Genomic DNA, 19,994 nt, shown 5'->3' with positions numbered 1-19,994 from the left:
TAGCGTTTTTAGCACACTTTAAAAGGAATTTTTTACAGTGACTAGCCATTGAATAGAATCAACATCATCACTTTTATCAAGTGGAGCGGCGATATCTAAATGGATCACAGTTCCTGCATTTGCTCTGCTTGGAGCGAGCCGTAACCCGATACCTATATTTTTCAATACTTGGCCATTTTTACCGTTATTTTGGTCATTAAACCAAGCGCGACCAATATCAAAAAATGCAGCTCCACCAACTTTAAACAGTTGAAGCAGGTCGTATTCCCAATAATAGCGTTTTTCAAGGTTAACTAAAAAACTACGATCGCCTTGTTGGTAGTCTAGCGGATAGCCACGTAGGCCATTTTCGCCGCCTAAGATTAGCTGTTTGTCGGGGGTTAGGTTTTTAGCATAGTCTAAGCGTATTTTGGTATACCACGATTGTTCAAAACTGGTGTTTAAATAATACTGCACTTGAGTGCTCGCGAGTAAGTTCTCTACTTTGCTTTGTTGTTCGTTCCAATTACCATCTAGGCTAGCATGAAAGCGCCAAAGGGTATTATCGCCACTAAAATGAGCTTTTTTCGCATCAAAAGAGTAAATAGCACGGCTATCGTCATTGCTTAATTCTTCACTTGCATAGCCTAATAAACCTTGCACATTCCAACCGAGATTTAAATCTTCAGTACGATAAATACTGTCGAAATTACGCACTTTTATGTAGTGATCCTCAAACCAATGACCACTGATATATGGATAGCTTAGCTCCCGTTTTTCAGCCAATGGTGTGACGGTATTTACTGTGCTCTCAAAAGCTTGCTGTTCATGGGTATAACCGACGCTAATGCGTTGAGTCCAATTATTAGCAAGCTGTTTAGAGTGGCCAAAGTGAATGCGATTATAGTCTGTTTTCTGGATAAATTGACTGAATACTTCACCACGTTTGTAAAGAGATTCAGTTCGTTGATCAGAAAAGCTTAATAAACCATAGCTGTAAGGTGTCTCAATAGAGTAAAAAGGGTAGCTAAGCTCGAATAAATGGCGTTTACCATCGTCGTTATCAGAGTATTCTATGCGACCACGGTAGCGGCTAGAAAGTATATTAGGATCATCATAAACAAACAGGTAACCATTTCGTTCAGCATCAGTAGTGCGAGCGAGTGATAAACGTTTACCCCAGCCAAATAAATTGGATTCACGAAAACCAATACTCGATTTATTTTCGCCACCGCTGCGGCTAAAGCTAATTTCTGGTAGTAACGTCCATAAGTCGCGGGTGATCACTTTCACATCTATGTCACCATTGCAGTTAGTTTCTGCTTTTATTCTGGCATCGTATAGATAACTTTGGCGACGTAATAAGCGCTCTGATTCGGCGAGTTTTTTCGGCTCATAGTGATCACCAGGTTCGAACAATAAAATACTTTTTATAACATTAGGCTCTGTGGTCATATGAACGCGATTAGCAAAGCGAAATAATGCGTTATTTTCTGCTTCTAAATTGGTATTGAAAACGTTGAGTTGCTCAAGTTCGACCTGGGCTATTTTTGCATTATTAGTTTTTTCTGGCAGCTGTATATCAACATCAAGTTGGCGACGTAGATTTTTTTCAGTGGGTGTAGTTGTGCGCTGATTACTGCAACTTTGCTGCCCGTCATTAAACGATTGCGCTAAGCCATAGGATGAATAGAGCAAAGTGCTGCAACAGCTAGACAATAAAAGTGCATAAGCGTTATTTATCACCATTGAAATCCTTGATTATGGGTTTTTAGCGTTTACCCACTACACACTAAGTTAGTGTATAAGTCTACCTCATTGTTGCAATAGTGTGAGGAAATAGTGTGCTAAGGCTGCTAATAAATGCTCAGCTTCAATGCCTTCGCCATTAATCCAAATGCTGTTACTGTAATGTTCAAAGTTTAAATTAAAGCTCTGCTGTGCATACGTAAAGCGACATTGGTGGCGATCCGCTCCCACTGCAAATTCACCAATTACTATTTCTGGGCCATGTAAAAATAACTGCGCCCAAAGCTCGAAATCATCATCGTTGGGCATTTCGCTGGGGATAATAATAATGGCATTATGTTGATTATCTAGTTGCAGCTGAGTCATCAATTTTCTCTTTATTTAAGACTGGGCTAAGTAGTCGCGTATGGCGTGTAAAAAAGGGCTGCCGTACTTATTGAGTTTAGTAAAGCCAACTCCTGACACTTTGAGAAATTCACTGTCATTGGTTGGCATTAGTTGCGCCATTTCTGCGAGGGTTTTATCGTTAAACACCACATATGGTGGCACATCATCCGCATCGGCAAGCTCTTTACGTAAGGCACGTAGTTTGGCAAATAGCTTTTTATCGTAATTAAACTGAGCGAGCTTGTCTTGGTATACGTGCTTCGCTTGCAGACGTGGTTCAGCCATTTGCAGCGCGTATTGACCTTTCAAAATAGCGCGAGCACCTTCGGTTAAGCGCAGTGCTGAGCCTTGGGTGATATCTTGACTCAGTAAGCCTTGGTGAATCAGTTGGCGTAAAATACTGAGCCAAAATTCACTACTGTGGTCTTTACCAATGCCATAAGTGCTGAGTTGGTGGTGATTGTTATCCCTAATGCGGCTGGTATTTGCTCCGCGCAGTAGCTCAACTATGTAGCCTAAACCAAACCGTTGTTCGGCACGATACACACACGAAAGGGCTTGTTGTGCCACTAAAGTACCATCAAAACTTTTTGGTGGATTTAGGCAAATATCGCAGTTGCCGCAAGGTTCGCGTTGATATTCACTAAAGTAGTTAAGAAGTATTTGTCGACGACATGTTTGTGCTTCTGCGAAGCTGGCCATGGCGTTAAAGCGTTGCTCTTCGACACGACGACGTTGTTCATCTTCAATGTCTTCAAAAAATCGCCTAACACGGCCAATATCGGCCGGATCAAAATACATAATAGCTTCAGCGGCCAAGCCATCACGGCCAGCACGGCCAGTTTCTTGATAGTAAGACTCGATACTTTTGGGAATATCATAATGCAGTACAAAACGGACGTTGGGTTTATTAATGCCCATGCCAAAGGCAACAGTAGCCACCACTATTTGAATATCGTCACGGGCGAAACCGGTTTGTACAAATTGGCGTTGCTCGTTACTCATACCAGCATGGTAAGCCGCTGCGTTCATTCCAGCATCAGCGATCTTTTCAGCTATTTCATCAACTCGTTTTCGACTGGTGCAATAAATAATACCACTTTGACTTTGTTGTTCTTTTAAGTAGCGAAGTAATTGCGCCAGCGGTTTGAATTTTTCTTCAATGGTGTAACGAATATTTGGTCGATCGAAACTACCAGTGTGTATATAGGGGTCATTTAAACTAAGCTGCTGGACAATATCAAACCGCGTGGCTTTATCAGCTGTCGCTGTGAGCGCCATCATAGGCACATCTGCAAAGCGCTGTTTTAGTTCGCTTAAGCGGCAGTAGTGAGGGCGAAAATCATGGCCCCAATGTGATACACAGTGAGCTTCGTCAATCGCAAATAAACTAATATTAAGATGACTTAAGCGCTCTTTAAATTCATGTTGCAGCACTTTTTCAGGTGCAACATACAGTAGCTTAAGCAAACCACTGTGCAGTTGTTGATATATTTGCTGCTGTTCGTCGCGGTTTAAACTGTTATTGATATACGCTGCTTTCACCCCGAGCGCTTGCAATTGTGATACTTGATCTTGCATAAGGGAAATTAATGGCGAAATAACGACTGTCAGACCGCTTAAGGCAAGCGCGGGCACTTGGTAGCATACTGATTTGCCGCCGCCAGTTGGCAGCAATACTAGCGAATCTTGGCCGTTAAGGGCTGCATTGATCACCGTTTCTTGGCCATCACGAAATTCGCTATAGCCAAACACTTGTTTGAGTATAGCTGCGGGACTGCGCACTACGGTGCTTGCTGTGGGATTTGGTGTATTCATCGCGGACATTTTAGAGCTTTTAGGCGACCTTGCATAGGTGCTTTTTATCGCACTTTCTTTTTAGTTGTGCTTTACTCATCTTACCAGTTATAAAGTTGCGGATAATAATAATGAATAAAGCCCAATTAATTGACCAAGTTGCTAAAGTTTTTGTAGAGCAAATGCCGTTTAACCAGTTTTTACAAATAAAAGTTAAATCACTAGATGCGGAACAAGCGCAAATAAGCTTTCCTTGGCAGGATGTTTTTATCGGTAATCCCGCTCAAAAAATTCTCCACGGTGGGGTGATCTCTGCGGTGCTTGATAATGTGGGGGGGATGCTCGCTGCGGCGGCGATGATAGATAAGCTCACTGAGCTTAATATAGTTAGTATTCAAACCAAGCTAGCGACACTCGGCACCATAGATTTGCGCACTGATTACTTGCGTCCAGGCAAAGGGCTTGAATTTACCGCTAGTGCCAAGCTAATTCGCTCCGGTAATAAAGTATGCGTATGTCGGATGGAGCTCCATAACGAACAAGGTATTCAAATAGCTTTTGGCACGGCAACTTATTTAGTTGGATAAAGCGTAGCTGGCAGGTAAACTAGCGGCCTTTCATCTACATCAGAAACAATCTATGCCAACTAATCCTGAACAGCGTAAAGGTGTTATCTTAGCCTGTATGGCTTTTTTTATGTGGGGCTTAGCACCTATTTATTTTAAATTACTACAGCATATATCAGCTTTTGAAATACTGATGCATCGTGTGGTTTGGTCGGTATTATTCATCGTCATCATCGTTGCAGTAATGAAGCAATGGCATAAAGTACAGCATGTGCTTAAACACCCTAAACTCATTGCTATGCTGGTTATTACGGCCACCTTACTTGGCTTTAACTGGGGGCTATTTATTTGGGCGGTTAATAATGATCATATGCTTGATGCAAGTCTTGGTTATTATATCAATCCGTTATTAAACGTACTGCTAGGTATGCTTTTTTTAAGTGAAAAACTACGCAAATGGCAAGCGCTAGCGGTTGCTCTGGCGTTATGTGGTGTGGTGATCCAAGTTATTAGTTTTGGCTCATTTCCGGTGGTCGCACTTTCATTAGCAGGGTCATTTGCGGTGTATGGCTTACTTCGTAAAAAGTTACCTATCGAATCATTGCCGGGGTTACTACTAGAGGCATTAATATTATTGCCAGTTGCTTTAGTATATTGGTGGTTAATGGCGCCATCGAATAGCTCTGATTTCGTAGCGAATGATTGGCATACTAATGTATTGTTGATCAGTGCAGGCGTTATTACCACACTGCCACTACTTTGCTTTACAGGTGCTGCCAAGCGATTGCAGTATACTACCTTAGGGTTTTTCCAATATATTGGGCCAAGTTTAATGTTTGTGTTGGCGGTGGTATTTTATGGTGAAGTATTTAGTCCTGAACGAATAGTAACATTTGCTTGTATTTGGAGTGCGCTGGCTATCTTTAGTTGGGATTCCTATCGACAATCACAAAAGCGTAAACGTGAAAATATCCCTGCACCCACTAAGCCTGTTTAAGCAATGACTTTATTGCGGCCAGTTTCTTTGGCTTCATAAAGCTTAATATCGGCCTGTTTTAATAATTCATCAATTTGATAAACAGGCCCGTGTGCGTAACCAATAGAGAGCGTAAATTGAATTTTTTCTTTGCTAAATTCAGGGCTATTGAGCTCAACAAAGTGACGAAAATTATCCAGACGTTTTAATATTTCATCTTTATTTGTGTCATTAAAATACACAGCAAACTCTTCACCGCCTAAACGAGCCGCCAAGTCTTTTGTAAAGTATTTTGCAAAACAAATTGAAAGTCCTTTTAGTACTTGATCACCAGCATCGTGGCCATAGGTATCATTGATTGCTTTGAAATGATCAATATCTAGCATCGCCAAAGAGGGAATTAACTCTTTTTTCTGCAGTTGTTTTAATGATTTTGTGGTTTCTTCAAAGAAGTAGCGACGATTAGGTAGTTTAGTTAAATAGTCAGTGTTCGCTTGCAAGCGAATGGTGGCAATTTGTTCCAGCATGTCAACGTTCTGGCTCAAACGGCAATAAAATTCTTCGTTATTAAATGGTTTGCGTAAATAGTCGTTTGCGCCATTTTTCAAAAAACGCGCCGAAAGATGCGCTGCATTTGAGCCGGAAATACCGATTATTGCTTTTTCATCATTACTGTATAAGCGACGAATTTCACCACATAACTCATCACCATTCATGTTAGGCATTTCGTTATCTGCAATTATAACGGCTATGTCGGGTGTTTGTTCGAGCACTGCAAGTGCTTCAATGCCATCACAGGCTTGTAATATTTGATATTTATGACGTTTAAGCAAGCTGCATATATGCAGTCGTGCTGATGGTGAGTCATCGACGACTAAGACTTTAACGTTTTCGTTGCGAGGTAAGCGCTGTAGTTGCTTTTCTAAATAATGGTAGGCTTGCTTGTTCTCTTTAGTGATGTAATCAATTATTGGATATTTTTCGACGATATCACGGGTCTTTGCATCTATATTGCCGGTCATTACTATAGTAGGAATTTGAGCTTCAATAGTGCAGGGTACAGCCTCTCCTTGTGGTGCGTCAGGTAGAATAAAATCTACTACAGCGCAAAAATAGTTATTTTTACTAATTAACTCTTTTGCTTGCGCTAAGGAACAGGCTATATCTGCATCATAGCCAACTTTAATTGCAATGTGCTTTTGCACTCGCGCTATAGTTGGCGTATCTTCAATGATGAGTATTTTTCGTGTCACGTAACACCTTGTTTTTGGCATCGCCAAGTTTATTCAGTTATACAAGTTGTAACTGTTAAAACACGAAAAAGCAAATAACACCATTACTTTTATAAACTATCAGACTCCGAATAGTAGTCTGGATTTTGTGGTGCAGGACTTGAAATTTTAGAACGCCCAAACAGAGTATGAAACTTTGCTTTACACGTCGTTAGCTTTAGGTATTTAATCCACGCACGTTCAATTGCGTTGGTTGGTTCTTGATTACCAGAGACAACGGCAAAAAATTGTTCTTGGATTTCATTTTGTGGTTCAAGGGTTTTATTATATAACCCTTTTAGAACAACACCGTGTTGTTCAAGGATACTGGCTTCTAGTAAGGTAAAATTACCGCTGCGGCCGAATCCGCGCGGAAAGTTTTGATCATCATAAAACTGACGTTGGCTTACAAATGCTTGGCGAAGTAGTGAAATATCATTGCTCATGGCTGTTTCCTCATACCCTATTTTCAAGCTGGAGTATGGATCAAGTTGCGCAATTTATTAAACAAAAAATTTTTATCGTGAGGATAAATAATTGGATATAGATTTATTGAAAACCTTTGTCGAAGTGGTACGTACTCGTCACTTTGGTAAAGCGGCTGAAAACCTTTACATTACGCAGTCTGCGGTGAGTTTTCGAATTCGTCAATTAGAACAAGGACTAGGGGTTAATTTATTTATCCGCCAACGTAATAACATCCAATTGACTGCACCAGGGGAGCGCTTATTACCCCATGCGCAAATGATTATTACTGGTATGCAACGAGCTAAAGTCGATGTTGCTCTTGCTGATAATATGCATAAGCAAGTAAGTTTAGCAGGGACGCCCAATATTTGGGATGCTTTTTTACAGTTTGGTATCACTAATATTGTTTCTGCAATGCCAGGGGTATCGCTGGTGGCTGAAGTTAAAGCACAGCAAGAAAGTACAAGGTTATTATTAGAGCGCACCTTAGATCTAGCGATTTTATTTGATCCACCAAAAGTGGATGAATTAGTAGTTGAGCGTATTTGCACCTTGCCAATTATACCTATCAGTGCATTTGAAGGAGCTGCTAATGATAACTTTTTTGATAATCAATATGTCTATGTTGACTGGGGAACTACCTTCTCACTTTGGCATGCACGGCAATTTACTGGCCACACTCCACCATATTTTCGTACCAGCACAGGACGCATTGCATTAGATTTGATACTACAATGTGGAGGTAGTGCATTTATTCCTGAAGTTTTAGCGAAAAGCCATATAGATAAAGGGGAGCTACATCGAGTGTCTGATGTGGAACATACTTCTCGGGATATTTTTGTCGCTTATCACAGAGATAATGAACAAAAACCCTTGCTTGAGACGTTGGTTAATTTATTACTGGAATTAACACCAACAATAAGCAGTGAATTTAGTGCTAAGTAAGCTATATATGACAGTTTTGTGTTGATTTGATGTCTTTTGTTGTTCCTTTTTATGAATAATATGAGTCATAAATATTTCTGTTGTAATATTTCTGTCATTTACCGCAGGCAAAATGCAGCGAATTAAAAATTAGTCTGTTGCGTTTATTGAGGAAATAATATGAAATTTGCAAAGTCGAGCCTATTACTAGCTGTGTTAAGTGGTTTATCTTTTTCTGCATTTGCTGATGTTGATGTGTATGGTAAAGCAAATGTCTCTGTGCAATCTTCGGATGACGGTGAAGGGTCATTCAGCGAAATTAAAAGCAATGCATCGCGAATCGGTTTTAAAGGTTCTGAAAACATCAGTGATGGCTTAGAAGCTATTTATAAGTTCGAATTTCAAGTTAATGTTTCTGATGATTCAAAAGACACGGTTACATCACGTAATCAATACGTTGGTTTAAAAGGTGGATTTGGTCAACTAGTGATTGGCCGTAATGATACTGCTTTAAAGCAATCACAAGGAAAGTTGGATTTATTTGATAACCTTGAAGGTGATATCAAAAATTTATTTAAAGGTGAAAACCGTCTTAGTGATACAGTTACTTATTCATCAAAGGATTTAAGTGGCTTTAAAGTGCTTGCAACTTACGTTGCAGAAAAAGACAGTGATGGCGATAGCGGTTATTCATTAGCACTTACTTATGGCGATGCTGGACTGAAGAAAAGCAATGTTTATGCATCAGTTGCTGCCGACAGTGAAGTTAATGGTTATGATGTTGTACGCGCTACCGTGCAAGGGAAGGTAGCTGATTTTAAATTAGGTGCAATGTACCAAAGCCAAGAAAAAGTGGATGGTAGCGGTGATGCCGATGGTTATTTAGTTAATGCGGCTTACACTCTTGATAGCAATACATTTAAAGTTCAATACCAAGTAATGGATTTTGATGCGGGTGATAAAAAGTCTGCCATCTCTGCAGGTGTTGATCACTCCTTGAGCAAAAACACCAAGTTATTTGCCTTCTACACTAATTTTGATATGGACAGCAATGTTGATCAAGATTACTTAGGTGTTGGCATGGAATACAAGTTTTAGTCTTTAGACTGTTGAAAAAGCCTTACTTATTACAGTAAGGCTTTTTACTATTAAGCTTGTGCATACACTGATTTACCCGCAAGCCAGCGATTGATTAGTTGTTCTACTTGTTCAGGATACTGGCGGAGCATTTGTAGTGCGATAGGTCTGACTAAGTTGAGTGTGTGCTTATCTCTGGTTAAGTCAGCAATTTTAAATTCCGCTAAACCTGTTTGTTTTGTGCCGAGCACTTCACCTGGACCACGAATTTCCAAATCACGTTCTGCAATTACAAAACCATCATTGCTATCTCTTAGAACAGCCAAACGTTTTTGTGCAGTATGAGACAGCGGTGCGTGGTATAAAAGCACACAATGGGATGCGATTGCACCACGACCAACTCGACCACGTAACTGATGTAATTGTGCAAGGCCAAGCCGTTCAGGATTTTCAATGATGATCAAACTGGCATTCGGCACATCTACACCGACTTCAATGACCGTTGTCGCCACTAATATATGAATTTTTCCAGCTTTGAACTCGCTCATAATAGCTTGCTTTTCTGCTGCTTTCATACGGCCATGAACTAATCCTATAGTTAACTCTGGCAGTGCATGAGTTAATTGCAGTGCGCTATCTTCTGCTGCTTGGCATTGCAATGCTTCCGATTCATCAATTAAGGTGCATACCCAATATACTTGACGACCTTGCTCGGTACAGGCTGTTTTTACACGAGCAATAATTTCATCACGACGCGTATCAGGTAGTGCAATGGTTTTAATTGGGGTACGTCCTGGTGGCAACTCATCAATCACGGACGTTTCTAAATCGGCATAAGCTGTCATCGCCAGTGTACGTGGGATCGGTGTTGCTGTCATAACCAGTTGATGGGGATAGCAATCACCAAAACGGCCTTTTTCTCGTAGCGATAAGCGCTGATGGACGCCAAAGCGGTGTTGTTCGTCAATAATAATAAGCACTAGGTTATTAAATGTTACTTGTTCTTGAAATAACGCATGAGTCCCAACAATCATTTGCGCTTCACCTGATGCTATTTTTTCAAGCGTTGCGCTGCGTTCTTTTCCTTTGGTTTTACCACCGAGCCATGCTGTAGTTATACCTAAAGCCGTAAACCAATTTTCGAAAGTAATGCCATGTTGTTCTGACAGAATTTCGGTGGGTGCCATTAATGCCACCTGATAGCCCTGTGCGATAGCTGTTAAGGCGCTCAGTGCCGCAACCAGGGTTTTACCTGAGCCAACATCGCCTTGTACTAAGCGCATCATTGGATAAGGAGACTGCAAATCGTTTTTTATTTCAGCGACGACTTTGTTTTGCGCGTTGGTTGGAGCAAAGGGGAGCTGCGCTAAAAAATCATGCTCCAGATGATTAATAGGGTTCAGAGCAACTGCTTTTACTTGCTGTCCTTGTTGACGTAATTTTAATAAGCTCAAATTTTGCGCCAGTAACTCTTCAAACACTAAACGTTGTTGAGCCGGGTGCAGGCCTTGCTCTAATGCGGTGATATCTACATCATTAGCGGGGCGATGTAAAAGTAGCAGTGCTTGAGTTAAATCCATACCAGCGTGTTGGAATTGCACTGGCAATAACTCTTCTACCTGATATTTTTCAAGTAATGCAATCGCCTGATCACTTAATGCACGGATCGACAGTTGTTTTAACCCTTCCGTTGTCGAGTAAACAGGCGTTAGTGTGGTTGCTGTTGGTTGTTCGCTCGGTGTATCGCTGAGGCTGTATTCAGGATGAGTCATTTCATAACCGACTCTGCCACGTCGTACCTCGCCAAAACAGCGGATCACCTTACCGCTACTTAAGGTATTCTTTTGTGCTGCAGTAAAATTAAAAAATCGCAGGGTGAGTCGTCCAGTACCATCGTTAACTTGGCAAACGAGCATTTTACGTTTACCAAAGGTAATTTGGCTGGTTTCTATGGTGGCTTCAATACTGACATGACTATGCACAGCTAAATCACTGATAGCATAAATACGGGTGCGGTCTTCATATCGAAGCGGTAGATGAAAGAGCATATCTTGCACTGTGCTAATGCCGAGTTTTTTTAGCCGCTCGGCCATCTTTGGACCAACGCCTTTGAGGTCAGTGATTGGGTAGCGGCTTAAAGTTGGCTTTGACACAATACGCTCAAATCTTTCATTTTTAGATACTTTTTAGTTTACGTGCGAACAGGCCTGTCATCAAGCATGTTTTAATTTGTGCCAAAACTCATCATCAGCGATGATTTCACCATTTTCATCGAGGGCTGGATAGGGTTGCGATTTTTCTTTGCATTTTTGTGCAATGATTGGATGGCAACCTTCAAATAGCATCTTATGTTTTATGCTCTCATCCAGCATAGTGCGCTCATATAAGCCGGCTTGCAGGCGTTGGTTTTGTGCCTCAAATAATATCAGTGCAGCGGCCACAGACACATTCAGAGACTGCGCCATACCTTGCATTGGAATAATAATGTTTTTATCTGCGTGGGCAAGTGCTTGTGGAGAGATCCCGGTTTTTTCTTGGCCGACAATAATGGCTGTTGGCAGAGTATAATCAATCTCACGGTAGTCAACAGCATCAGGGCATAAGTTAGTAGCGAGTATTTGTACTTGCGGATTATGCAGGCGCATCATAGCCACAGCGCTGTCGATATCTTTATGTAAGTGAGTTGCGATCCAATTTTTACTGCCCCCAGAGGTATTATTGGTGAGCCATTTTTGGTTTTGTGGCCATACTGCATGAACATTATGGCAACCCACAGCATCAGCGCTGCGAACAATTGCAGACAAGTTATGGTGTTTGTGCACATCTTCTAAGCACACGGTTAAATCGGTTTGACGACGATCTAGTACGTGTTTAATGCGATGATAGCGGGTGTTTTCCATTTTTAGCCTTGTCTGAACTCATAAAATTGCCGCTATTATACGGGAATTACCGTCTTAAGGCATTACTGAGCGGCTAATTGGGTTTTGCAGTGATATTAGCGTTTCGGTTGACTGAATAGCTTCGATAGCTTGAATCTTATTGATCAATACATCTTGTAAATGATCAATTGAACGGGTCATTACCTTAATAAAAATACTGTAGTTACCGGTTGTGTAATAAGCCTCAACGACTTCTTCAAGTTCCTTTAGGTGCAATAAGGTGTGTGGGTAGTCTCGAGCATTATTGAGGTTGATGCCAATAAAACAACATACATCGTAGCCTAACTGCTTGGCATTGACGCTAACTTGGGTGCCTGTAATGATCCCGGCTTGTTTCATTTTTTCAATCCGTACATGAATTGTACCTGCGCTAACGGCGAACCGTTTGGCTAATTCTGCATAGGCTGTGCGGGCATTATCCATTAATGCGTGGAGGATCTGTTTATCAAGATTATCGATTTGATAATTTTCCATATAAATATCATCTTTAAATTATTGAATCATCATTTTTTATACCACTAAATTAATCAAATTAATATGATAAAGGTGTTTTTGTTATTGGTTATTGAATTAAAGTGCAAAATGATTGAGGATTGCTTTAACGACATGGTTGCTCATAGTGCAATCATGCATTTATGCAAGTAACAATAACTGGGAATGAGGCCAATTATTATGAGTTCACACTTTGTCAAGCAACAGCTGCAAATTAGTAAAGTTAAACAGTATTTTTCACACCAGCTAGAACAACAGCTAGGGTTAATTGAAGTACAAGCGCCTATTTTGGCTAAAGTAGGCGATGGTATCCAAGATAACCTAAGTGGCACTGAAAATGCGGTTGCGGTAAAAGTTAAAACTATTCCAGCGAGTCAATTTGAAGTGGTTCACTCTTTGGCAAAATGGAAGCGAAAAACACTAGCTGAGCACGGCTTTGCAATTGGTGAAGGTTTATACACACATATGAAAGCGTTGCGCCCGGATGAAGAGTCATTAAGCCCCATCCATTCTGTTTATGTTGATCAGTGGGATTGGGAGAAAGTAATTTGTGCCAGTTCTGAGCGCTCTCTTGATAAGTTAAAAGAAACAGTACAAGCCTTGTATAAAGGCTTAAAAGCAACCGAGCAATTTGTTGCTGATGAATTTGGTATATCACCATTTTTACCCGCTGATATTACTTTTGTACACAGTGAACAGTTACGTCAAATGTACCCTGATTTTACCGCCAAGCAGCGCGAAAAAGCGATTACACAAGAATATGGTGCGGTGTTTTTGATAGGCATTGGTGGGGCATTAGCCGATGGTAAGATTCATGATGTACGCGCACCTGACTACGATGATTGGTCGACTCAGACCTGCGAGCAATACAGTGGCTTAAATGGTGATATTTTACTGTGGAACCCTGTGCTTGAAGATGCTTTTGAAATTTCATCAATGGGTATTCGCGTATCACCAGAAGCATTAGTTGCACAGCTTGCAATTACCGGTGACCAAGCTCGTTTAGAATTTGATTGGCATAAGCAACTACTAGCTAAACAATTACCACAGACAATAGGTGGTGGCATTGGTCAATCTCGATTGGCGATGTTGTTATTACAAAAACCTCACATCGGTCAAGTACAAGTAAGTGTATGGCCGGAGGAGTTAAAACAACAAGTGGCTGGTATTTTATAACGTAGACGAGACAATAGAGACTATCTGCTGTTAGTCTCTATCTGCTTGCGATCAACTGGTTTTAAATTCAATCTCTATTTTTCCTTCTTGCAGTTTTACGTTACAAGGAGGGTAGCTGCGATTTGTTCTTAATACTTTATCGAAAATGTGGATTTCTACCCCAGAATGCAATTTTTTATTGACCGCTAAATTAGCATTATCAAGTAGTTCATATAGACTTTGTTCTAGCGTTGTTAGGCGTTTTTCTAGCTGCTCTGCTTGTTGGCAATAATGTTGCTGAGTAGCTCCTATTTTAGCGAGCAATAGTTTTTTCTTATCTAAATCTTTTACTAAATCGGCCTTTTCTAGCGTTGCTTGCAGGGTGTCTAATTGCTCATCGGTTTTAGCTAATTCTTTAAGGCATTCATCGGTTTCAGTAGTAACAGACTTTCCTGAGGCAACCATGTTTATGAGCATTTTAGCGCCAGATTCATTACCAATTTCACCAGCGATAATCATTCCGGCATCCAGGATCTCGCCACCAAATAACTTCCCTTGTGGATTGTCTGCTTGGCCTATCTGTAAAAGCTTAGTCGCTTTCATTGCGCAGTGGCTAGCTTGGCGCTCAATAAAAATATTATTACCTTCAAGGTAGCTATATTGGGCGTGAGATAAATGAATATCACCGTTACAAATAATTTTGCACGAAAGTGTTTTATCATCTAGCTGGTGGCCAATCACACCTTGTTTAATGGTGATATTACCTTGCGCTGTCAGTTCTCCGGATTCAACCGTCCCCATCACAGTTATATCGCCTTTCGCGGTTACTTTCATGCCTGGCTCTATATTATGAGTGACAATAATGCTGCCATCAAAGTTTATATGGCCGCTTTTAACTGTGACATCGCCAATCGTAAAAATATCATCAACGCGCATGCCATTTTGTATTTCGACTGGTACGCCCGCAATACTTGAGATTAATTCAAGAGGATTAGTTTTTGATATTTCACTGCCCTCACCAGCAACTAGCGGGCTACTTTCTCCTGCTTTTGCCGGAAGTACATCGCCTTTTACGGTAAAACCTTCTTTACCAGGGGTTGCGGGTTGCTGTCGAACTAACAATGTACCGGGTTCAACACTTGCTAACTTGCCAAAGTCGCGCATATCGACAGTGCCATCTTCGCGCAGTTTCGGGGTATGCAAACGCTCTTTTAAAGTTAATACTTGAGGGAGTAATTTAGATGATTTGCCGTCTTCTGGTAAGCGACCTTTAGCGAGGATACCTTTAACGGTAGTGCCAGCGGGTAATTCAAATTGTTTTTGTAGCAGCTGCTCTAAAAATGCTTGTTTGTAGCCCCGAGCAACCCCAGCTTTGATCAGCTGCTGTTTCGCTTGATCAAGGGCTAAAACTTTGCCACCTTGTGCGAGTGTGAGTTCGCCTGTTGCTAACATTTTATCATCACTGAGTGTAACAGTTAGTGTGGCGTCATGCTTACTGGCAACCACTAAACTACGTTCGCTACTAGGCTCTTTAAAAAAAGCATTGATAGCATCATAGTCTATGCGACATTCACAGAATGTTGATTTTTCTAGAGCCTCAATAACAAAAGCGGCACTAGGCGGCGAATGTTCTATAACATCGAGTAGTACATTACCGTTATGAGCAAGCTTAAACACGGATCATCCTTTTACAACACTTAAGTTAAAGGTTTTTATAATTATATAAGGATAGAGTGCTAGAGATTTGAATAACTGTCAAGAAAATCGAGGAAAAGGGGACTGATGAGTTAATACACCTAAGCATAAATACCTAGGTGTATTGCTGTAAGCTTAATTTGTTGAAGGCAATTCCATAATACCGTCAATTTCAACTTGCACGTTTTTTGGTAATGCGCGCACGCCAATTGCTGCTCGGGCAGGGTAAGGTGCTTTGAAGTATTGGCTCATTACTTCATTTACCGTCGCAAAGTTAGATAGATCAGTTAAATAGATATTAACTTTTACCAAGTCTTGGATGTTGCCACCGGCTTCTTCACATACCGCACTAATATTTTTAAATACTTGATGTGTTTGTTCTGCGAAATCTTCAGAGATCACTTCCATCGTTGCTGGAACTAATGGAATTTGACCCGATAAGTAAACTGCTGTACCAACTTTTACTGCTTGGCTATAAGTGCCGATGGCAGCAGGTGCTAGATCCGTAGAAATAAATGCTTTATTCATGATTTTCCTATGTTATTTTTTACGATAGACTTTTTGCACATCAGGCATTACGCGAATGCGGCGCATGATATTAGCAACATGGACACGGTTTTTCACGGTGATCCCTAAATCTATCACGTATAAATTACTTTCTTTTTCATCTGTGGCAATTTCCACTATGTTTGCTTGGGTTGTAGCAATTACATTGGTTAGTTTTGCGAGTGCGCCTTGGTGGTTTATGATTTCCACACGCAGTGCTGCAATATATTCTTTTTCTGGATTATCATCCCATTTAACAACCAAGTACTTGGAGCGTTCAGTTTCCCAGCCGCGAATATTTTTACATTCTTGGCGGTGAACCGTGATGCCTTTACCTTGGCTTATATGTGCGGTGATAGCATCCCCAGGCACTGGTCGACAACATTTAGAATAATTAACTAGCATGCCTTCAGTGCCAATAATGGTCGCTTTAGCATTTTTAGTCATATCGCCTAAATCATCATTGTCATTTTGCAGTAAGCGGCGTGCGATCAGCATGCTCATTAAATTACCGCAGCCAATTTCAACTAATAGCTCTAATACAGTATTGAGTTCATGTTCTGCTAATACGCGACTAATATTTTCGTCAGGCAGATCATCGAACTTCGTTTCACCTAAAGCTGAGTCGAGTAAGCGACGGCCAAGTAATAAAGCTTCTTCATGATGTTGGCTCCTCAGGTAATTGCGAATTCCTAAACGTGCTTTACCGGTAACAATAAAGTTTAACCACGTTGCGTTAGGGTGCGCACCTGAGCTGGTAATCACTTCAACTGTTTGACCCGTATCTAATGCTTTACTTAACGGATGAGGTTTACGGTTAACGCGTGCACCCACACAGGTATTACCAACATCGGTATGGACCGCGTATGCAAAATCAACGGCGGTTGCACCCATAGGTAACTCGACTATGCGACCATCAGGAGTGAACACGTAAATTTCTTCTGGGAATAGCTCTGTTTTAACGTTTTCAACAAATTCAAATGATGAGCCTGCGCTTTGTTGTAATTCCAACAAACTTTGCATCCACTGACGTGCACGTTGTTGTGCAGTGTGGCCTGCGCTATCACCGGATTTTTTATACATCCAATGAGCAGCAACTCCTTTATCTGCCATGTGATCCATATCGTGAGTACGGATCTGGATCTCAACAGGGATCCCATGTGGACCAACTAATGAGGTATGCAACGATTGATAACCATTAGTTTTAGGTACTGCTATATAATCTTTAAAGCGAGTTTCAATTGGCTTATATAAATTATGGGCAACACCAAGTACCCGATAGCAGATATCCATTGAATCAACTGCAATTCTAAATGCGTAGATATCCATGACTTCATTAAACAGTAACTCTTTATTAAGCATTTTTTTATAAATACTATATAAGTGTTTTTCGCGCCCAGAAACAGTGGCTGTAATGCCAGCTTCTTCAAGGCGTGCTGTTATCTCGGTTTGGATATTTGAAATGACTTCTTTGCGATTGCCGCGCGCTTTGGCAACTTCTGACTTTAAAGCGCGATGACGCATCGGGTAGAGGGCTTGAAAACCTAAATCCTCTAACTCATTTTTAATATCGTGAATACCTAAACGATTAGCAATCGGCGCATAAATCTCTAACGTTTCGCGGGCAATACGTCGACGTTTGTCAGGACGTAATGCTCCAAGAGTGCGCATATTATGAGTACGATCAGCAAGTTTGATTAAAATAACACGAATATCTTGTGTCATTGCCATAATCATTTTTCGATAGTTTTCAGCTTGGAATTCTTTTTTATCTTTAAAGCTGAGCTTATCAAGCTTGCTTACGCCCTCAACTAATTCGGCGACTGTCTCGCCAAAAATTTCGGCTAAATCTTGTTGGCTAAAGTCGGTGTCTTCAATCACATCATGCATTAATGCAGCCATTAACGTTTCGTGATCTAAATGCATACCAGCCAGAATTTGGCTTACTTCAACAGGGTGAGTAATGTAAGGTTCGCCACTTGAGCGAGTTTGACCCTCATGGGCCTCTCGGGCTACCACATAGGCTTTTTGTACCAGCTCTACATCAGCAGCAGGTAAGTATTCTGATATTTTCTTTTTTAGACCTTCAAAAAGATACATTCACACTCCAATGTTCTCGTGAAGCAAATAGGTAACGGTATGTTAAGAATATACGATGAAAAGAAGGGATTGCCAACGGCTAGAATAGAAATACTATACCGTTGGCTAAATCAGACAAGGAAGTCAGATTATTGGTTGCCGCCTACAATAGCTGCAACTGCAGCCATTTCAGCCGCCTCTTGATGTTGTTGCTCTTCACGATCAATAAGATCCATTGATGAGCTATCTACTAAACCAAGTTCAATTTCACGTAAAGCAACAACCGTTGGTTTATCGTTTTCAGGATCAACCAGTGGCTTTTTACCACCGACCGCGATTTGACGGGCACGACGGGCCGCAACTAAAATTAAATCAAAACGATTACCAATTGCATCTACTGCATCTTCAACAGTTACGCGAGCCATCTTAGCACTCCAAATAAATTTTTAAGCAAAGACGTAGTTTACTGCACCGAGTCAGATTCGCCAATAGCTTGTGGTTAATTTAAACAAATAAAATACTTACTGAACCCAAATTAGGATTTAACGCAGTAAGTCTACGAGTAAATCTTGATGGCGAATAGCTTGGCTTTGTAGCGATAAGCGTTTTGCCAATACGATCGTCTCAATTTCCTTCAGCGCAGTTGCAAAATCATCGTTAACCACGACATAGTCATATTCATTGTAATGAGACGTTTCAGATTGTGCTTTTGCCATGCGACCAGCAATGATTTCTTGTGAATCTTGGCCGCGATTATTTAAGCGCGCTTCAAGCTCAACTTTTGACGGTGGTAGGATAAAAATGGTTTCAACATCAGCGACCAGATCACGAACTTGACGTGCACCTTGCCAATCAATATCTAAAAATACATCAATACCTGCTGCAAGCTGCTCTTCAATTGCTTGCTTTGATGTACCGTAGTAATTATCGAACACTTGCGCCCATTCAAAAAAATCATTCTTTTCAATTAATGATTTGAATTCATCAACATTTACAAAGTGGTAATGCACGCCATTTGCTTCGCCCGGACGAGGCGAGCGAGTAGTATGCGATACAGATACTTTCATATCATTATACTTAGTTAACAATGCATTGATTAAGCTGGATTTACCCGCACCAGATGGTGCCGATAAAATAAATAAGTTTCCGCGAGTTTGCGTCATTACTTTGCTCTCTACTAAAAATAAATAGGCTTGAGTTACAAGTAACTCAAGCCTTAGATAACACCATTATACTTTAATAACCAAACACTGCTCAAGTTGAGCCAAGAAACACTTACTCAATATTCTGGATCTGCTCACGCATTTGCTCTATCAATACTTTAAGCTCAACCGCAGCATTGGTGATGTCGCTATTGATTGATTTAGAGGCGAGGGTGTTTGCTTCGCGGTTAAACTCTTGCATCATGAAATCTAAACGACGACCACAAGCGCCACCTTTTTTAAGGATTTTTTTAGTTTCTTTGACATGAGATTTTAAACGGTCTAGTTCTTCAGCTACGTCTTGTTTTTGTGCAAGGTAGATGAGCTCTTGCTCAAGGCGAGCTTCGTCAATATTTGCAGTTAAATCTTCTAATTTTTGTGCTAATTTTTCACGCTGCCATTTGGCAATTTCTGGCATGTGAGTTTCAACTATCGCTACTTGCTCTAAAATAGCATCAAGGCGAGTGGCTATCATCTCTTCAAGATTAGCGCCTTCATCACCACGTGCAGATTTAAAATCTTCAATCACTTGATCAAAACCAGCAATGAGTGCGGTGTTAACGCTATCCATATCTAGCTCTTCAGCTTCCATAACACCAGGCCAACGTAAGATGTCGACAGGATTAATATCGCCATTACTTTGTTGTTGCACCCATTTGGCGCTATTGATCAGTTGTGCAGCCAACGCCTCA

General features: G+C 40.9%; 19 protein-coding genes (1 of these 19 running past the window's edge). 5 read left to right on the top strand and 14 right to left on the bottom strand.

The window, feature by feature from the left end; genetic code table 11:
* Positions 1–18: 18 nt before the first annotated feature.
* From PVK79_RS21580 to recQ, 3 genes are all read right to left on the bottom strand, one after another.
* The gene (locus PVK79_RS21580; protein WP_425607899.1) at positions 19–1,725 is read right to left on the bottom strand and encodes a BamA/TamA family outer membrane protein; all 1,707 of its coding nucleotides are present in this window, start codon (positions 1,723–1,725) and stop codon (positions 19–21) included.
* 69 nt (positions 1,726–1,794) lie between these two features.
* On the bottom strand, positions 1,795–2,094 hold the full coding sequence (locus PVK79_RS21575) for a DUF3630 family protein (RefSeq protein ID WP_257324702.1): 300 nt from the start codon (positions 2,092–2,094) through the stop codon (positions 1,795–1,797).
* 15 nt (positions 2,095–2,109) lie between these two features.
* On the bottom strand, positions 2,110–3,933 hold the full coding sequence (gene recQ / locus PVK79_RS21570) for a DNA helicase RecQ (protein WP_257326410.1): 1,824 nt from the start codon (positions 3,931–3,933) through the stop codon (positions 2,110–2,112).
* A 110-nt stretch (positions 3,934–4,043) separates the two neighbouring features.
* On the opposite strand from recQ, the gene PVK79_RS21565 reads away from it, so the two are divergent.
* Both PVK79_RS21565 and rarD read left to right on the top strand, forming a co-directional pair.
* Positions 4,044–4,499, top strand: coding sequence for a thioesterase family protein (locus PVK79_RS21565; RefSeq protein WP_149980646.1), 456 nt, complete (start codon positions 4,044–4,046; stop codon positions 4,497–4,499).
* 52 nt (positions 4,500–4,551) lie between these two features.
* Entirely contained in the window at positions 4,552–5,475 is a 924-nt protein-coding gene (gene rarD / locus PVK79_RS21560) for an EamA family transporter RarD (protein ID WP_149980647.1), read from the top strand.
* On the opposite strand, the gene PVK79_RS21555 is transcribed toward rarD, so the two are convergent.
* A complete protein-coding gene (locus PVK79_RS21555; protein ID WP_257324699.1) occupies positions 5,472–6,707 on the bottom strand; it encodes a response regulator in 1,236 nt (411 codons plus the stop codon). The genes rarD and PVK79_RS21555 overlap by 4 nt on opposite strands.
* A gap of 89 nt (positions 6,708–6,796) precedes the next feature.
* The gene (locus tag PVK79_RS21550) at positions 6,797–7,171 is read right to left on the bottom strand and encodes a MaoP family protein (RefSeq protein WP_145237075.1); all 375 of its coding nucleotides are present in this window, start codon (positions 7,169–7,171) and stop codon (positions 6,797–6,799) included.
* A gap of 91 nt (positions 7,172–7,262) precedes the next feature.
* Between PVK79_RS21550 and PVK79_RS21545 the strand changes: the two genes are divergently transcribed.
* Entirely contained in the window at positions 7,263–8,138 is an 876-nt protein-coding gene (locus tag PVK79_RS21545; RefSeq protein WP_145237078.1) for a LysR family transcriptional regulator, read from the top strand.
* A gap of 159 nt (positions 8,139–8,297) precedes the next feature.
* Complete coding sequence (locus tag PVK79_RS21540; protein WP_182735124.1) at positions 8,298–9,215, top strand: porin; 918 nt, start codon at positions 8,298–8,300, stop codon at positions 9,213–9,215.
* Positions 9,216–9,265: 50 nt separating this feature from the next.
* Here the strand turns inward: PVK79_RS21540 and recG are convergent, their stop codons facing one another.
* Genes recG through asnC form a run of 3 tightly spaced genes read right to left on the bottom strand, consistent with a single transcriptional unit; the run spans position 9,266 to position 12,607 of the window.
* Positions 9,266–11,347, bottom strand: coding sequence for an ATP-dependent DNA helicase RecG (gene recG, locus PVK79_RS21535; protein ID WP_182718081.1), 2,082 nt, complete (start codon positions 11,345–11,347; stop codon positions 9,266–9,268).
* A 60-nt stretch (positions 11,348–11,407) separates the two neighbouring features.
* Positions 11,408–12,094, bottom strand: coding sequence for a tRNA (guanosine(18)-2'-O)-methyltransferase TrmH (gene trmH / locus PVK79_RS21530; RefSeq protein ID WP_182732244.1), 687 nt, complete (start codon positions 12,092–12,094; stop codon positions 11,408–11,410).
* A 54-nt stretch (positions 12,095–12,148) separates the two neighbouring features.
* Positions 12,149–12,607: a transcriptional regulator AsnC gene (gene asnC / locus PVK79_RS21525; RefSeq protein ID WP_257324695.1), complete on the bottom strand. Its 459-nt coding sequence runs from the start codon at positions 12,605–12,607 to the stop codon at positions 12,149–12,151.
* Positions 12,608–12,805: 198 nt separating this feature from the next.
* Here asnC and asnA point away from each other — a divergent pair, with 198 nt between their 5' ends.
* Entirely contained in the window at positions 12,806–13,801 is a 996-nt protein-coding gene (gene asnA / locus PVK79_RS21520; protein WP_257324694.1) for an aspartate--ammonia ligase, read from the top strand.
* A 51-nt stretch (positions 13,802–13,852) separates the two neighbouring features.
* Here asnA and PVK79_RS21515 read toward each other — a convergent pair whose 3' ends face one another.
* The 6 genes from PVK79_RS21515 to PVK79_RS21490 all read right to left on the bottom strand — a co-directional run.
* Positions 13,853–15,457 carry a flagellar assembly protein A gene (locus tag PVK79_RS21515; RefSeq protein ID WP_145237098.1) on the bottom strand — a complete coding sequence of 535 codons (1,605 nt, stop codon included), beginning with the start codon at positions 15,455–15,457 and terminating at the stop codon, positions 13,853–13,855.
* Positions 15,458–15,610: 153 nt separating this feature from the next.
* Entirely contained in the window at positions 15,611–16,003 is a 393-nt protein-coding gene (locus PVK79_RS21510) for a RidA family protein (protein WP_145237101.1), read from the bottom strand.
* Between the two features lie 12 nt (positions 16,004–16,015).
* Positions 16,016–18,121 carry a bifunctional GTP diphosphokinase/guanosine-3',5'-bis pyrophosphate 3'-pyrophosphohydrolase gene (spoT, locus tag PVK79_RS21505; RefSeq protein WP_145237104.1) on the bottom strand — a complete coding sequence of 702 codons (2,106 nt, stop codon included), beginning with the start codon at positions 18,119–18,121 and terminating at the stop codon, positions 16,016–16,018.
* Positions 18,122–18,249: 128 nt separating this feature from the next.
* Positions 18,250–18,525 carry a DNA-directed RNA polymerase subunit omega gene (rpoZ, locus tag PVK79_RS21500; RefSeq protein WP_064667923.1) on the bottom strand — a complete coding sequence of 92 codons (276 nt, stop codon included), beginning with the start codon at positions 18,523–18,525 and terminating at the stop codon, positions 18,250–18,252.
* Between the two features lie 117 nt (positions 18,526–18,642).
* A complete protein-coding gene (gene gmk, locus PVK79_RS21495; protein ID WP_145237107.1) occupies positions 18,643–19,263 on the bottom strand; it encodes a guanylate kinase in 621 nt (206 codons plus the stop codon).
* A 112-nt stretch (positions 19,264–19,375) separates the two neighbouring features.
* Positions 19,376–19,994, bottom strand: partial view of a YicC/YloC family endoribonuclease gene (locus PVK79_RS21490; RefSeq protein WP_145237110.1) — the 3' portion only. The gene runs 242 nt beyond the window's last position; 619 of the gene's 861 nt are visible here — the last part of the coding sequence; its start codon lies beyond the right edge, outside the window; it ends in the stop codon at positions 19,376–19,378.

Origin of the sequence: Pseudoalteromonas rhizosphaerae (assembly GCF_028885455.1) — a bacterium.
Lineage (GTDB): Bacteria > Pseudomonadota > Gammaproteobacteria > Enterobacterales > Alteromonadaceae > Pseudoalteromonas > Pseudoalteromonas rhizosphaerae.
This window is presented reverse-complemented; position numbering and strand designations above follow the sequence as displayed.